Source organism: Stenotrophomonas sp. ATCM1_4, from assembly GCF_004348115.1.
GTDB classification, from domain to species: domain Bacteria; phylum Pseudomonadota; class Gammaproteobacteria; order Xanthomonadales; family Xanthomonadaceae; genus Stenotrophomonas; species Stenotrophomonas capsici.
This window is the reverse complement of sequence record NZ_QPFB01000001.1, coordinates 3,753,236-3,766,625: the sequence shown is the minus strand read 5'-3', so window position 1 is coordinate 3,766,625 and position 13,390 is coordinate 3,753,236. Positions and strand designations below refer to the sequence as shown.

Annotated in this window: 14 protein-coding genes and 1 pseudogene; 6 read left to right on the top strand and 9 right to left on the bottom strand. The window is 68.5% G+C overall.

What is annotated here, in order from left to right; translation table 11 throughout:
• Positions 1-97 precede the first annotated feature (97 nt).
• Positions 98-712 carry an alpha-ketoglutarate-dependent dioxygenase AlkB gene (locus ATCM_RS17175; RefSeq protein WP_132865690.1) on the top strand — a complete coding sequence of 205 codons (615 nt, stop codon included), beginning with the start codon at positions 98-100 and terminating at the stop codon, positions 710-712.
• Here the strand turns inward: ATCM_RS17175 and ATCM_RS17170 are convergent.
• Genes ATCM_RS17170 through ATCM_RS17155 form a run of 4 tightly spaced genes read right to left on the bottom strand, consistent with a single transcriptional unit; the run spans position 657 to position 4,163 of the window.
• The gene (locus tag ATCM_RS17170) at positions 657-1,313 is read right to left on the bottom strand and encodes an ABC-type transport auxiliary lipoprotein family protein (protein WP_132865689.1); all 657 of its coding nucleotides are present in this window, start codon (positions 1,311-1,313) and stop codon (positions 657-659) included. The genes ATCM_RS17175 and ATCM_RS17170 overlap by 56 nt on opposite strands.
• A complete protein-coding gene (locus ATCM_RS17165; RefSeq protein ID WP_132865688.1) occupies positions 1,310-2,236 on the bottom strand; it encodes an MlaD family protein in 927 nt (308 codons plus the stop codon). The genes ATCM_RS17170 and ATCM_RS17165 overlap by 4 nt, the downstream gene beginning before the upstream one ends.
• Positions 2,237-2,238: 2 nt before the next feature.
• Entirely contained in the window at positions 2,239-3,048 is an 810-nt protein-coding gene (locus ATCM_RS17160) for an ABC transporter ATP-binding protein (protein ID WP_132865687.1), read from the bottom strand.
• A 2-nt stretch (positions 3,049-3,050) separates the two neighbouring features.
• Positions 3,051-4,163 carry an MlaE family lipid ABC transporter permease subunit gene (locus tag ATCM_RS17155; RefSeq protein WP_132865686.1) on the bottom strand — a complete coding sequence of 371 codons (1,113 nt, stop codon included), beginning with the start codon at positions 4,161-4,163 and terminating at the stop codon, positions 3,051-3,053.
• A gap of 83 nt (positions 4,164-4,246) precedes the next feature.
• Between ATCM_RS17155 and ATCM_RS17150 the strand changes: the two genes are divergently transcribed.
• Entirely contained in the window at positions 4,247-5,512 is a 1,266-nt protein-coding gene (locus tag ATCM_RS17150) for a threonine/serine exporter family protein (RefSeq protein ID WP_132866223.1), read from the top strand.
• Positions 5,513-5,614: 102 nt separating this feature from the next.
• Here ATCM_RS17150 and ATCM_RS17145 read toward each other — a convergent pair.
• From ATCM_RS17145 to ATCM_RS17135, 3 genes and pseudogenes are all read right to left on the bottom strand, one after another.
• Positions 5,615-5,980 (bottom strand): annotated as a pseudogene (locus ATCM_RS17145) (H-NS histone family protein); the annotation flags it as partial.
• 156 nt (positions 5,981-6,136) lie between these two features.
• Positions 6,137-7,831, bottom strand: a complete 1,695-nt coding sequence (locus ATCM_RS17140; protein ID WP_132865684.1) for a proline--tRNA ligase — start codon at positions 7,829-7,831, stop codon at positions 6,137-6,139.
• 95 nt (positions 7,832-7,926) lie between these two features.
• Positions 7,927-8,325: a DUF4124 domain-containing protein gene (locus tag ATCM_RS17135; RefSeq protein WP_132865683.1), complete on the bottom strand. Its 399-nt coding sequence runs from the start codon at positions 8,323-8,325 to the stop codon at positions 7,927-7,929.
• Between the two features lie 83 nt (positions 8,326-8,408).
• Here ATCM_RS17135 and pssA point away from each other — a divergent pair, with 83 nt between their 5' ends.
• From pssA to rimI, 3 genes are read left to right on the top strand one after another with little or no spacing between them, the layout of a single operon-like run.
• Positions 8,409-9,188 (top strand): CDP-diacylglycerol--serine O-phosphatidyltransferase, encoded by a 780-nt coding sequence (gene pssA, locus ATCM_RS17130; protein ID WP_132865682.1) that lies wholly within the window; start codon positions 8,409-8,411, stop codon positions 9,186-9,188.
• Entirely contained in the window at positions 9,185-9,661 is a 477-nt protein-coding gene (locus tag ATCM_RS17125; RefSeq protein WP_132865681.1) for an alanine acetyltransferase, read from the top strand. The genes pssA and ATCM_RS17125 overlap by 4 nt, the downstream gene beginning before the upstream one ends.
• On the top strand, positions 9,658-10,155 hold the full coding sequence (gene rimI, locus ATCM_RS17120) for a ribosomal protein S18-alanine N-acetyltransferase (RefSeq protein WP_132865680.1): 498 nt from the start codon (positions 9,658-9,660) through the stop codon (positions 10,153-10,155). The genes ATCM_RS17125 and rimI overlap by 4 nt, the downstream gene beginning before the upstream one ends.
• A gap of 12 nt (positions 10,156-10,167) precedes the next feature.
• Here rimI and ATCM_RS17115 read toward each other — a convergent pair whose 3' ends face one another.
• Both ATCM_RS17115 and ATCM_RS17110 read right to left on the bottom strand, forming a co-directional pair.
• On the bottom strand, positions 10,168-10,992 hold the full coding sequence (locus ATCM_RS17115) for a DMT family transporter (protein ID WP_132865679.1): 825 nt from the start codon (positions 10,990-10,992) through the stop codon (positions 10,168-10,170).
• A gap of 115 nt (positions 10,993-11,107) precedes the next feature.
• Positions 11,108-12,040, bottom strand: coding sequence for a carbohydrate kinase family protein (locus tag ATCM_RS17110; RefSeq protein ID WP_132865678.1), 933 nt, complete (start codon positions 12,038-12,040; stop codon positions 11,108-11,110).
• Between the two features lie 274 nt (positions 12,041-12,314).
• Here ATCM_RS17110 and ATCM_RS17105 point away from each other — a divergent pair, with 274 nt between their 5' ends.
• Positions 12,315-13,361, top strand: a complete 1,047-nt coding sequence (locus ATCM_RS17105) for a rod shape-determining protein (RefSeq protein ID WP_005419402.1) — start codon at positions 12,315-12,317, stop codon at positions 13,359-13,361.
• Positions 13,362-13,390: the final 29 nt, after the last annotated feature.

Sequence of the window (13,390 nt, the reverse complement as noted above, 5' to 3'; positions counted from 1 at the left end):
TGTCGTGTCCGGTGGGTGGGTCGGGCGGTACGGCATTTTCGGCGTTCGCGCTGATGCGGGCAAATGGCAGGCTGGCACCGCGTGATAGTGTCTGGCGATGCTGTTCCCCCCCGACCTTCCCGGCGCAGACGTCAGCCATCTTCCGGCCTGGCTGCCGCAGTCCGACGCCGATGCCCTGCTGCACGACCTGCAGCAGGGCGTGCCGTGGGAGGTGCACCGCATCCGCATGTTCGGCCGTTGGGTGGATTCGCCGCGCCTGAGCTGCTGGATCGGTGATCCGCAGGCCCACTACCGCTATTCCGGCGCCGACTTCGTGCCGCATCCGTGGCCGGCGGTGTTGCAGGCGGTGCGTGGACGCCTGCAGGACAGCTGCGCCGCGCGCTTCAACAGCGTGCTGGCCAATCGCTACCGCGACGGGCGCGACAGCATGGGCTGGCACAGCGACGATGAGCCGGAACTCGGCACGCAGCCGCTGATCGCCTCGTTAAGCCTGGGGGCGGCAAGGCGGTTCCTGCTGCGGCGGCGTGATGACCGGGCGCAGGTCACCGAGTTCATGCTGGGCCACGGCGACCTGCTGGTGATGGCCGGCGATACCCAGCGCCACTACCAGCACGCCCTGCCGAAGACCGCCCGCCCGATGGGCGAGCGGATCAACCTTACTTTCCGCTGGATCGCGGCGCCGGCTGCCGCGTCGCATCGTGCTGGCCGCTGAGCAGCGTCCAGCCGATCAGGTCGGTGGAGACCTTGTCCAGCGCGGTTTCGAAGGCGCGCGCGACGGTGGGGATGTCGGCGGACGCGGCCGGTTCGGCGACCACGAAGGTGCGTGCGGCGACCACGCGCTGGTCCACGCTGTGGATCAGCTTGGCATTGAGCTCGATGGTGGCCGCGGGCGTGTCACCGCCGCGGTAGTCGGCCTCGAAGCGGCGCAGGTCGGTGGTCAGCTTGTAGTCCGAGCGGATGCCGGTGGCGATGCGTGCCACCGCGGCGATCCGCCCGGAGTCCTCGAAGCCGCGCAGCAGCGTGTCCTCGAGCATGTCGGTGGCCGGCTGCGACCAGGTCGCGCCCCGGTAGACCTCCAGTTCGCCCGGGCTGGGGCGGACGTTGATGCGCGGGCTGTCCACCAGCCGCGCCGCGCTGGGCTTGGCGAGCACCAGCTGCCAGTCGACCTGCGGCCAGGCAGGGTCGGCCTGCACGCGCACCTGCGGTGCGTAGATGGTGACCGACTGGCGGTCGCCGCCGGCCAGCACCGAACAGCCGGCCAGCACCAGCAGGCACAGCGGAGCGAATCGCTTGATCGAGGGAAGGGCGGTCATTTCGGTTCAAACTCCTTGGGTGCGTCGCGGCCGAGCAGGTAGCGGGCAGGGTTGTTCTCCAGCCGGTCGCTGACCCGGCGCAGGTCGCGGATCAGGCCGCGCAGTTCGGTCAGGGTCGGGCCGAGCTGGGCCAGCCCGTCATTGGCGAAGCTGTTGATCGCGGCGCGGTTCTCGCCAAGGATCGCATCGGCGTTGCCGGCGGCCGAATCCAGCTTGGACAGGCTGGTGTCGAGCTTGTCCAGCGTGGCCGGCAACTGGCGCAGCACGTTCTGGTCCAGGTGGGCGATCGCGCCATTGGCGGTGTTCAAGGTGGCGTTGAGGTTGCGGGCCGCGTCGCGGGCCTCGACCAGCAGGGCCTGCGTGCCCTTGTCGCGGTCGGCCAGGCCGCCACTGATGGTTTCCAGGTGGCTCAGCGTGGCCGAGATCTTGCCGACGTTCTCGTCGCTGAGCAGCTCGTCCATGCGCTCGACCACGCGGTTGGCCACGTCGGTGATGTTCTGCAGGGCCGAGGGCGCGGTGGCGATGGTCGGGATCGGTTCCTTGCTGGCCACGGCCAGGGCGGTGGCCTGCGGGCTGCCGCCGCTGAGCTGGATGATCGACGGGCCGGTCAGGCTGGTGATGGCCAGCTTGGCGGTGGTGTCGGTCTTGACCGGCGTGGTCGAGTTCAGGCGCAGCTTGGCGATGACCTTGCGCGGGTCGTCCGGCGCCAGCGTCAGCTCGGTGATCGAACCGACCGCGATGCCGTTGTACTGCACCGGGCTGCCGACCGACAGGCCGGTGACCGCCTCGGTGAAGACCACGCGGTACTCCTGCCAGGTGCGGTCGGAGGAGTACTTCGCCGCCCACAGGCCGAAGGCCAGCAGGGCCACCCCGACGATGAGGGTGAAGGCGCCGATCAGGACGTAATTGGCTTTGGTTTCCATGGTCACACGTGCTCGGGCTGGAGGCCGCGCGCGGCGCGGGCGCGGGGGCCGTGGAAGTATTCGCGGATCCACGGGTGGTCGAGTTGTTCGATTTCCGGCAGCGGCGCATTGGCCACGACCCTGCGGTCGGCCAGCACCGCGACGCGGTCGCAGATGGCGTAGAGCGTGTCCAGGTCGTGGGTGATCAGGAACACGGTCAGGCCCAGCGCTTCCTGCAGGGTCTTGATCAGGCGGTCGAAGGCGGCCGCGCCGATCGGGTCCAGCCCGGCGGTGGGCTCGTCCAGGAACAGCAGCGGCGGGTCCAGCGCCAGCGCGCGTGCCAGGCCGGCACGCTTGCGCATGCCGCCGGACAGCTGCGAGGGCAGCTTGTTGATGGCATCGGCCGGCAGGCCGGCCAGCTTCACCTTCAGCAGCGCCAGCTCGTAGTGCCAGCGCTCGTCCAGCTCGGGATGGTGTTCCTTCAGCGGCACCTGCACGTTCTCGCCCACGGTCAGCGAGGAGAACAGGGCGCCGTCCTGGAACAGCACGCCGGTGTTGCGTTCGATCTGCAGGCGGTCGGCCGGATGCTCGGAACGTGCGTCCACGCCCAAGACCTCGATCTGGCCTTCGTCGGGCCTGCGCAGGCCCAGGATCGAGCGCATCAGCACCGACTTGCCGGTGCCCGAGCCGCCGACCACGCCGAGGATCTCGCCACGCCGCACGTCCAGGTCCAGGCCCTCATGCACGGTCTGGCTGCCAAAGCGGTTGACCAGCCCGCGCACGCGGATGGCCAGTTCGGAAGTGCGCTCGTCGTTCCTGGATGCGATGGCCATCGTCACCAGCCCATGTGCATGAACCACAACGCGGCCAGCGCGTCGAGGATGATGACCAGCGAGATGGTCTGCACCACGCTGGAGGTGGTGCGTTCGCCCACCGATTGTGCCGTGCCTTCGACCTTGAGCCCTTCCAGGCAGCCGATCAGCGCGATGATCAGCGCGAACACCGGGGCCTTGGACATGCCGACCAGGAAGTGCCGCAGTTCCATCGTCTCGTGCATGCGCGCCAGGTACATCTGCGGCGGGATGCCGAGGTCGAAGGCGCCGACGGTGATGCCGCCGGCCAGGCCGGCGATCATCGCGATGAAGGTCAGCAACGGCAGCATCAGCAGCAGGGCGACCACGCGTGGCAGCACCAGCAGGTCGACCGGGTCCAGGCCCAAGGTCTGGATGGCATCGATCTCCTCGCGCGCCTTCATCGCCCCGATCTGCGCGGTGAAGGCGCTGGCGGTGCGGCCGGCCAGCACGATGGCGGTCAGCAGCACCGCGAACTCGCGCAGGAAGGCGATGTTGACCAGTTCGACCACGAAGATCTCCGCGCCGAAGTCGCGCAGGATGGTCGAACCGAGGAAAGCGATCACCGCGCCGACCAGGTAGGACAGCAGGGCCACCAGCGGTACCGCGTCCAACCCGACCTCTTCCATCTGGTTGACCGCGGCGGTCATCCGGAAGCGGCGCGGCTGGCGCACCAGGCGCGCCAGCTTGGACAGGTTCTCGCCCAGGAAGCTGACCAGCACCACGATGTTGCGGCCGATGGCGTGGACCGAGCGGCCCAGGCGTTCCAGTGCCGCCGCCACGCCGTAGTCGCGCTGTGGCTTGGGGCGCTCGTCGGCGACCTCGTCGATGGTGCAGACCAGTGCCTGATGCTCGTCGCGGAACTGCAGGGCATGTTCCTGCAGGCCAGCCTTGCTGGCAAAGCGCAGCAACAGCAGTACGCCGGCCGAATCCAGCTGGTCGATGCCGCGCGCATCGATGGTGGTCACCGGCGACGGGCTGGCCTTGAGCGCCTCCATCGAGCGCAGCGCGGTGGACAGCGTCCAGCTGCCGGAAAGCCGCAACCGGCCTTCGGCATCAGGGTCTTGCGTGCACTGGGGTGGGGAAATGTCTGTCATTGGTGGCATCCGCTGCCGAGGATAACCCGACGTCCGTACAACCCGGATGAGTATTGCATCGGCTTCAGGCGATACTAATGGCCATGTCTGCCGAAACCCTTGCTCCCGCGCCCCCTCGGGCCACCTATGCACAGCGCGTGGCCTTCGTCTCGGAGATGGCCGGGCGGCTGCACAGTTACGGCACCACCGCGCAACGGCTGGAGGCTTCGGTGGTCGCGTTGTCCCAGCAGCTGGACCTGGACTGCGAGCCGTGGTCGAACCCGACCGGCCTGATCCTGAGCTTCAGCGACCCGACCCGCGCGATCGGCTCCAGCGACATCACCCGCGTGATCCGGATGGGGCCGGGCAGCACCGACCTGCACAAGCTGGCCATCGCCGACGAGATCGCCGACGCGGTGGCCGGGGGGCGCATGAGCATCGCCCAGGGCCATACCGCGCTGCGCCAGCTGGACAGTGACCCGGGCCTGAGCGACCGGATCGCGATGCTGACCTCCTTCACCCTGGGCTCGGCCGGCGTGGCGGGCCTGTGGCGGCTGCCATGGCTGGATATCGCCACCGCCGGCGTGACCGGCCTGCTGATCGGCCTGCTGCTGTTCTACACCGACCGGCGGGTGGCCACGCGCGAGGCCAGCGAAGCCTTGGCGGCGCTGCTGGCCGGCTTCGTGGCGGTCCTGGTGGCCAGCTTCATCGGCCCGCTCAACCTCAACTCCACCATCATCGCCTCGCTGGTGGTGCTGCTGCCCGGCATGGCATTGACCAACGCGGTCAACGAGCTGGCCAGCCAGCACTGGGTATCGGGCACGGCGCGGTTCGCCGGTGCCCTGACCACCATCATGAAACTCACCGTGGGCGCGATGATTGCGGTCACCATCGCTCATTACATCGGGCTGGAGCCGGTGGTGCGGGCCTCGCGCCCGCAGTCCAACTGGGTGGAGTGGGGCTCGGTGCTGGTGGCGGCGTTCGCCTTCGCCATGCTGTTCCGCGCCAGTGTCCGCGATTATCCGTGGGTGATCGCCGCCTCGGTGGCCGGTTATGCGATCTCGCGTTATGGCGGGCTGCTATGGGGCGGGCCGGCCGGTATCTTCCTGGCGGCCATGTTGCTGACCGCCGCCGGCAACCTGTTTGGCCGGCTGGCCAAGCGCCCCGGCGCGATCGTGCGCCTGCCCGGCATCATCATGCTGGTGCCTGGCAGCATCAGCCTGCGTGGGGTGCTCAGCCTGATCCAGCAGCAGAATGTAAATGCCGGTGAATCCGCGTTGCTGACCGTGGTGAATGTGGTGATGGCGCTGGTGGCCGGGCTGCTGTTTGGCAACCTGCTGATCCCGGCGCGCAAGAACCAGAATCTGTAATTTCAGATTCATGTATATCCGGTAATGCACGGGCAGGACGGGGCCAAATAAAAACGCCGGCTTGCACCGGCGTTTTTGATTTCGATTATCCGATTACTTCTGGATCAGGAAATCCTCGACCTTGCGGCCCTTGCCGGTCAGCTCGGCCAGCCAGCGCGGCTGCTTGCCACGGCCGGTCCAGGTTTCCTCGGCATTGGCCGGATTGCGGTACTTCGGGGCAACCTTGGCCAGCTTGCGGCCCGCCTTCGGGGCGCTGGTCTTGGCGGCCTTGGCCGGACGGCCGGCCTTCGGCGCGGCGCCGCCGAACAGTTCCTCGATGGTGTAACCGGCCTTCTTGGCGGCAGCGGTCAGCTGCGCACGGACCTTGGTGATCGGCAGACGCTTGGCCACGACGGTCTTGCGCTTCTGCGCGTCGCGGATCAGGGTGGCAAGTTCCTTGGCCGACAGGCCGGACAGATCAATACTCATCTAATGGGTTACTCCAGGGAAATGGATTCGGGACAGCCACTCCGTGGCAGCGGCAAACAGCATACCGGGCCATATGTACGGATGACAAACTACATAACGTGCGTTGTGTGATGCAGGAATGAAAAAGGCCGGGAATATATCCCGGCCTTTTTCTGCTCAGCCTGCGATTTTCTGCAGGACCGCCGCCTTGTCCAGATTCTCCGCCTCGCTGGCGGTGCGGGCCCGATACTCGAAGGTGCCCGCGGCCAGGCCACGCTCGGAAACCACGATGCGGTGCGGGACGCCGATCAGCTCCATGTCGGCGAACATCGCGCCCGGGCGCAGGCCGCGGTCATCCAGCACCGCGTCAACGCCGGCGGCCTGCAGTTCGGCCAGCAGCGATTCGGCGGCCGCGGTGATGGCGGCATCCTGCTTCGGGTTGATCATGCACACCACCGCCTGCCACGGTGCCATCGCCACCGGCCAGATAATGCCGGCGTCGTCGTGGTTCTGTTCGATGGCGGCGGCGACGATGCGCGATACGCCAATGCCATAACAGCCCATCGACATCACCGCGGCCTTGCCGTTCTCGTCCAGCACGGTGGCCTTCAGTGCCTGCGCATACTGGCGGCCCAGCTGGAAGACATGGCCCACTTCGATGCCGCGCGCGATTTTCAGTTCGCCGCCATCGCGGGCGCGGTCGCCGGCCTTCACGTTGCGGATATCGGCCACTTCCGGCTCGGCCAGGTCGCGGCCCCAGTTGACGCCGGCAATATGGAATCCCTTTTCATTGGCACCGACGACGAAATCCGCCATCGCCGCGACCTCGCGGTCGGCGACCACGCGGATGGCCTTGCGCGGATTCAGCGGGCCCAGGAAACCCGGCTCGCTGCCCAGGTGGTCGGCAATCTCCGCTTCGCTGGCCATGCGGTAATCGCGCAGGCCGGTCACCTTGGCCAGCTTGATCTCGTTGACCTCGTGGTCGCCGCGGACCAGGGCCAGCACGAATTCATCCTCGGTGGTCATCACCGCCACCGACTTGACCGTGCGCAGCAGGGCGATGCCCATCAGCGCGGCGACGTCCTCGCAGGTCTTCTGGGTCGGGGTTTCGACCTTGCGCAGTTCCTCGGCGGCGGCGGCACGCGCGGCCGGGTCGGCGGCGATGGCGGCCTCGACGTTGGCCGCGTAATCCGAGCCGGTGGAGAACACCAGCGCGTCCTCGCCCGAATCGGCGATCACGTGGAATTCCTGCGAGGCATCACCGCCGATCGCGCCGGAGTCGGCCTGCACCGAACGGAACTCCAGGCCCAGGCGGGTGAAGATGCGGGTGTAGGCAGCCTTCATGTTCTCGTATTCGGCGACCAGGCTGGCGTCGTCCAGATGGAAGGAATAGGCATCCTTCATCAGGAACTCGCGCGCGCGCATCACGCCGAAGCGGGGACGGATCTCGTCACGGAACTTGGTCTGCACCTGGTAGAAGTTGACCGGCAGCTGCTTGTAGCTGGACAGCTCCTGGCGCGCGAAGTCGGTGATGGCTTCCTCGGCGGTGGGGCTGTAGCAGTACTCCTGCTCCTTGCGGTCCTTGATCTTGAGCAACTGGCCGCCGAACTTCTGCCAGCGCCCGGTCTCCTCCCACAGCTCCTTCGGCTGGATGGTCGGCAACTGCAGTTCCACCGCCCCGGCGCGGTTCATCTCCTCGCGGACGATGGCTTCCACCTTGCGCAGCACGCGCAGGCCCAGCGGCGACCAGGTGTACAGGCCGGAGGCCAGCTTGCGGATCATGCCCGCGCGCAGCATCAGTTTGTGGCTGACCAGCTCGGCGTCGGCGGGAGTTTCCTTGGTGGTGTGCAGGTGGAAGCGGGAAAGGCGCATGGGAGGGGCTTCGCAAAACGGCGGAATCGCCTATTTTGCCAGCCTCGCGGCCCGCTGGGGCGGCTGCGCCGCCAGGCCGTGCCCGACCTGCCTGCTCAGGGGCTCGCGGCGGGCTTGCAGTAGGTGGCCACCATCGACTCGGCCAGGCGCTTCTGGGCCTGGCGCTGGCCGTCGTCCAGGGTCTGGTCGGGCTTGCCGTCGCCGTCGGTATCGCGCATCACCGGGTTGGGCTTGGACAGCAGCTCCAGGTTGTGGCGGGCCGAGGCGCACTGCAGGTTGTCGACCGTCGCCGGTGCAGCCGCCGCCGCAGGTTCGGCCTGGACGCTGGGCGCACCGCTCTGGGTGATCTGCCGGGTCTCGTACTTCTGCCCGACCGGCGGCCGCTCCGAATACTGGGTGACGCCATTGGCGTCCTTCCACTTGTAGAGCTGCCCGGCGCTGGCGGCGGAACTGGCGAGCAGGAGCAGGCAGCAGAGGCGGGGCAGGACGGGCATGGCGACTCCGGGCAGGGCGGACGGGCAAGGCGCCGATTGCAGCACCCGGTGACGCGGCTGGCAAGTCGATTAAACTGGGCGGCATGGACGAATTGAGACCCCCACCGCGTTCGCGCAGCATCTACCTGCTGCCGAACCTGTTCACCACCGCCGGCCTGTTCGCCGGGTTCTACGCGATCATCGCCGCCGCCAACGGGGACTTCGTCAACGCCAGCATCGCCGTGTTCGTGGCGGCGGTCATGGACGGCCTGGACGGCCGCGTGGCGCGCCTGACCGGCACCAGCAGTGAGTTCGGCGTGCAGTACGACTCGCTGGCCGACCTGGTCAGCTTCGGCATGGCGCCGGCGCTGGTCATGTACCACTGGGCGCTGTCCTCGCTGAAGTTCGACGGCGAGATCCTCGGCCGCGTCGGTTGGTCGGCCGCGTTCCTGTACGCCGCCTGCGCCGCGCTGCGGCTGGCGCGCTTCAACACCCAGGTCGGCACGGTCGACAAGCGCTGGTTCGTCGGCCTGGCCAGCCCGGCCGCGGCGGGCCTGATGATGTCCTTCGTCTGGGCCTTTGCCGACGGCAACCTGGGCTGGAGCGGCGAGCAGCTGCGCTACGTGGCGCTGGCGGTGACGATCGTCTCGGGCCTGCTGATGGTCAGCCGGATCCGCTTCTGGAGCTTCAAGGGCGGCAACGAGAAGGGGCCGCGCTCGGAGCGCGTGCCGTTCGTGGTGCTGGCGCTGGTGCCGATCATCATCGCCATCATGGTCGTGGACCTGCCGCGCACCCTGTTCGTGGTGGGCATCCTGTATGCCATCTCCGGGCCGGTGATGTGGCTGCTGCTGCGCCGGCGCGCGCCGGCCGGCAAGGTGGAATGACCGGGCTCGCGCCCGCGCCGTTGTGGTCCGCGCAGCAGCAGGCGCTGCTGCAGGCGATGGGCTACACGGTCTACCTGGAAGGCAGTGCGCTGGACGCACCGCCTGCCATGGAGGCCGCCGCGCCGCCGGTCGCCCTGGAGATCGCGCCGGCGCGTACCCCGACGCCGCCGCGCCCGGCCGCCCCGCCCGCCCGCCGTGAGCAGGCCGCCCGTGCGCCAGAGGCCCCGGCGACCACGCCGGACAGGCCCGTCCCGCCGGCATCGGCGGCGACCCTGCCCCGCCGCGGCGGTGGCCTGCGCATGCCCGACCGCCTGCAGATCGCCCTGCTGCGCGCGTCCGGCTGCAACCCGAATGACCCGCAGACGCGGGAATTGATGGACAGTTGGCCGCTGGACGAGCTGCGTGCCAACCCGGCCGCCAAGCGCGCGCTGTGGCCGCAACTGCGCAGCCTGCGGCGGAAGCAGCGGCAATGAACGCGCAGGCCCGACCGGCCGGCCCGGTACTGCGGCCGATGCAGGAAGACGACCTGGACGCGGTGATGGAGGTCGAGCTGCGTGCTTACCCCTTCCCGTGGACGCGTGGCATCTTCCAGGACTGCCTGCGCGCCGGTTATCCCGGGCGGATCCTCGAGGTGGACGATGGCCTGGTCGGCTACGGCATGCTCAGCCTCGCCGCCGACGAAGCGCACGTGCTCAATGTCTGCGTGGACCCGCTGGTGCAGTCGCGCGGCCATGGCCGGCGGCTGCTGCGCGAGCTGGTGCGGGTGGCGCGCCAGCGTGGCGCGGTGCGGGTGTTTCTGGAGGTGCGTCCGTCCAATGCCCCGGCCATCGCGCTGTACCACAGCGAGGGCTTCAACGAGATCGGCCGGCGACCGCGTTACTACCCCGCCGACAATGGCCGTGAGGACGCGCTGGTGATGGCGATGGAACTGGTGGACGAGGACATCGCCCGCATGCCGCCGCTCTGAGCGGCGGGGGCATCAGGCCAGCCGCAGCAAGGCCACGCCGATCAGGATCACCGCCGCGGCCAGCAGGCGCCGCCGGCTGATCCGCTCCTTCAGCAGCAGCGCCGACAGCGCCAACGCGAACAGGATCGAGGTTTCGCGCAGCGCGGCGATGATCGCCACCGGCGCCAGCGTCATCGCCCACAGCGCGATGCCGTAGGACGTGGTGGTACCGATGCCGCCGACCAGGCCGCGTGCCCAGTTCCGGCGCAGGTAGTCCCCCAGCTCGGCGCGTCGCCGGGCCAGTGCCCACAGCGGCAATGGCAGCCCGGACAGCAGGAACAGCCACAGCGTGTAGCTGAGCGCGTTGCCGGACAGGCGTGCGCCGCGGGCGTCGACCAGGGTGTAGGTGGCGATGACCACCGCGATGAACAGGGGCAGCTGCAGGTTGCGGCGGTTGCCGCTGCCGGCCATCAGCACGATGCCGCCGCAGACCAGGGCGATGCCGGCCCAGCCGGCAGCGGGCAGGTGCTCGTCGAAGGCCAGGCTGCCGGCCAGGGCCACCAGCAGCGGTGCGCAGCCACGCATCAGCGGGTAGGACAGGCTCATGTCCGCCACCCGGTAGGCGCGCGCGACCAGGACGTAGTAGCCGGCCTGCAGGACCGCCGATACCGCCAGCCAGGGCCAGCTCCACGCCGCGGGCGCGGGCAACCACGGCAGCAGCAGGGCCGCGAGCACCGCCGCCCAGCCGGTGACCAGCAGGGTGGTCAGCAGCGTGTCGCCGCCGAGCTTGACGATGGCGTTCCAGCTGGCGTGGAGCAGGGCGGCCAGCAGCACCGCGCAGAAAAGGCCCAGGGACATTGGCGGTGGCGGTCGGGTCAGGCCACAAGGCTAACCGGTGCCTGCCCGGGCGGTGGCGGGGGCAACGAAAAACGGCGCCGAAGCGCCGTTTCCCGGGTGCCGCCGCGCTTCGGGTTCAGAGCGCGTAGCCGAACTGCTGCTTGAACTGGTCGTTGAACTCGGCGAAGTCGAAGCGCTGGTTCTGGGTGCCGGGGTGCTCGACCTTCAGCGCGCCCATCAGGTTGCCCATGCGGCCGATGGTGAGCCAGTCGTAGCCCTTCTCGATGCCGTAGATCAGGCCGGCGCGGAAGGCGTCGCCGCAGCCGGTCGGGTCGACCACGCGGCGCTCGTGCGCCGGCGGGATGTCGAAGCTCTTTTCCGGGGTATGGATGATCGCCCCGCGCGGCCCCTGGGTGGTGATGTAGGCCTGGGTGCGCTCGACGATTTCCTTCTCGCTCCAGCCGGTGCGCTGCTGCAGCAGGTTGGACTCGTAGTCGTTGACCACCACGTAGTCGGCCTGTTCGATGAACTGGCGCAGCTCCGGCCCGTTGAACAGCGGCAGCGCCTGGCCCGGGTCGAAGATGAAGGGGATGCCGCATTCCAGGAACTCGGCCGCGTTCTGGATCATGCCCTCGCGGCCGTCCGGCGCGACGATGCCGAAGGTGACGCCCGGCACGTCCTTCACGTGGTTCTCGTGCGAACGCATCATCGCGCCCGGGTGGAAGGCGGTGATCTGGTTGTTGTCGTGGTCGGTGGTGATGAAGCACTGCGGGGTGAACATCTCCTCCAGCACCCGCACCTGGCTCAGGTTGATGCCCAGCCGCTCGAAATGCTCACGGTACGGGCCGAAGTCCTGGCCCACGGTGCCCATCGGGATCGGGTCGCCGCCGAGCAGCTTCAGGTTGTAGGCGATGTTGCCGGCGCAGCCGCCCAGCTCGCGGCGCATGCGCGGGACCAGGAAGGACACGTTCAGGATGTGCACCTTGTCCGGCAGGATGTGGTTCTTGAACTGGTCCGGGAACACCATGATGGTGTCGAAGGCAAGGGAACCACAGATCAAAGCGGACATCGCGAACAGGCCTATACGGGAAAAGGAAAACGCCGCCGTGCGGCCGCAGGCGGGCCGGCGCGCAGCGCGCCAAAGCGCATAAGGTTACCGGGTGCCGCGGCGGACGGCCACAACCGAATCTGTACCGCGTCTGCCTGATGTGGTCCGGAACCCGGATTTTCCAAGGATTTTTCTTGCCCGGGCCATGGTGGGTTGATAGGCTAGCGGCCCTCATTTTCTGCCCATTTTTTCGCCAACCGGCGTGGGCACGACACCCGTCAGGATCACTTCCCAGATGTTCAAGAAGCTGCGTGGCATGTTCTCCAATGACCTGTCCATCGACCTGGGCACGGCCAACACCCTCATCTATGTGCGCGGCCAGGGCATCGTGCTGAACGAGCCGTCGGTCGTGGCCGTGCGCCAGGACCGTGCCATCGGCGGCACCCGCTCGGTGGCCGCCGTCGGCGCCGAGGCCAAGCAGATGCTCGGCCGTACCCCGGGCCACATCACCACCATCCGCCCGATGAAGGACGGCGTCATCGCCGACTTCACCTACACCGAGGCGATGCTCAAGCACTTCATCAAGAAGGTGCACAAGTCGCGCGTGCTGCGCCCGAGCCCGCGCGTGCTGGTCTGCGTGCCGGCCGGCTCGACCCAGGTCGAGCGCCGCGCCATCAAGGAGTCGGCCGAGGAGGCCGGCGCGCGTGACGTGTTCCTGATCGAGGAGCCGATGGCCGCGGCGATCGGCGCCGGCATGCCGGTGACCGAGGCGCGTGGCTCGATGGTCATCGACATCGGCGGCGGCACCACCGAAGTGGCGGTCATCTCGCTGAACGGCATCGTCTATTCGGCCTCGGTCCGCATCGGCGGCGACCGTTTCGACGAGTCCATCACCAATTACGTGCGCCGCAACCACGGCATGCTGATCGGTGAAGCCACCGCCGAGCGCATCAAGGTCGAGCTGGGCTGCGCCTACCCGCAGGCGGAAGTGATCGAGATGGAGATCTCCGGCCGCAACCTCGCCGAGGGCGTGCCGAAGATGATCAAGATCAGCTCCAACGAGGTGCTCGAGGCCCTGCACGAACCGCTGTCGGGCATCGTCTCGGCGGTCAAGCTGGCCCTGGAACAGACCCCGCCGGAACTGTGTGCCGACGTCGCCGAGCGCGGCATCGTGCTGACCGGTGGTGGCGCGCTGCTGCGCGACCTGGACCGCCTGATCTCCGAGGAGACCGGCCTGCACGTACAGGTGGCCGATGACCCGCTGACCTGCGTGGCCCGCGGTGGCGGCCGTGCGCTGGAGCTGGTGGACATGCACGGCAACGAGTTCTTCGCGCCGGAGTGAGGCCGGGATCGGGGTGGGGAGCCGGGAAT

Coding starts and splice junctions, on each gene's coding strand:
- ATCM_RS17175 (WP_132865690.1), top strand. CDS start 98: ATGCTGTTCCCCCCCGACCTTCCCGGCGCAGACGTCAGCCATCTTCCG.
- ATCM_RS17170 (WP_132865689.1), bottom strand. CDS start 1,313: ATGACCGCCCTTCCCTCGATCAAGCGATTCGCTCCGCTGTGCCTGCTG.
- ATCM_RS17165 (WP_132865688.1), bottom strand. CDS start 2,236: ATGGAAACCAAAGCCAATTACGTCCTGATCGGCGCCTTCACCCTCATC.
- ATCM_RS17160 (WP_132865687.1), bottom strand. CDS start 3,048: ATGGCCATCGCATCCAGGAACGACGAGCGCACTTCCGAACTGGCCATC.
- ATCM_RS17155 (WP_132865686.1), bottom strand. CDS start 4,163: ATGACAGACATTTCCCCACCCCAGTGCACGCAAGACCCTGATGCCGAA.
- ATCM_RS17150 (WP_132866223.1), top strand. CDS start 4,247: ATGTCTGCCGAAACCCTTGCTCCCGCGCCCCCTCGGGCCACCTATGCA.
- ATCM_RS17140 (WP_132865684.1), bottom strand. CDS start 7,831: ATGCGCCTTTCCCGCTTCCACCTGCACACCACCAAGGAAACTCCCGCC.
- ATCM_RS17135 (WP_132865683.1), bottom strand. CDS start 8,325: ATGCCCGTCCTGCCCCGCCTCTGCTGCCTGCTCCTGCTCGCCAGTTCC.
- pssA (WP_132865682.1), top strand. CDS start 8,409: ATGGACGAATTGAGACCCCCACCGCGTTCGCGCAGCATCTACCTGCTG.
- ATCM_RS17125 (WP_132865681.1), top strand. CDS start 9,185: ATGACCGGGCTCGCGCCCGCGCCGTTGTGGTCCGCGCAGCAGCAGGCG.
- rimI (WP_132865680.1), top strand. CDS start 9,658: ATGAACGCGCAGGCCCGACCGGCCGGCCCGGTACTGCGGCCGATGCAG.
- ATCM_RS17115 (WP_132865679.1), bottom strand. CDS start 10,992: ATGTCCCTGGGCCTTTTCTGCGCGGTGCTGCTGGCCGCCCTGCTCCAC.
- ATCM_RS17110 (WP_132865678.1), bottom strand. CDS start 12,040: ATGTCCGCTTTGATCTGTGGTTCCCTTGCCTTCGACACCATCATGGTG.
- ATCM_RS17105 (WP_005419402.1), top strand. CDS start 12,315: ATGTTCAAGAAGCTGCGTGGCATGTTCTCCAATGACCTGTCCATCGAC.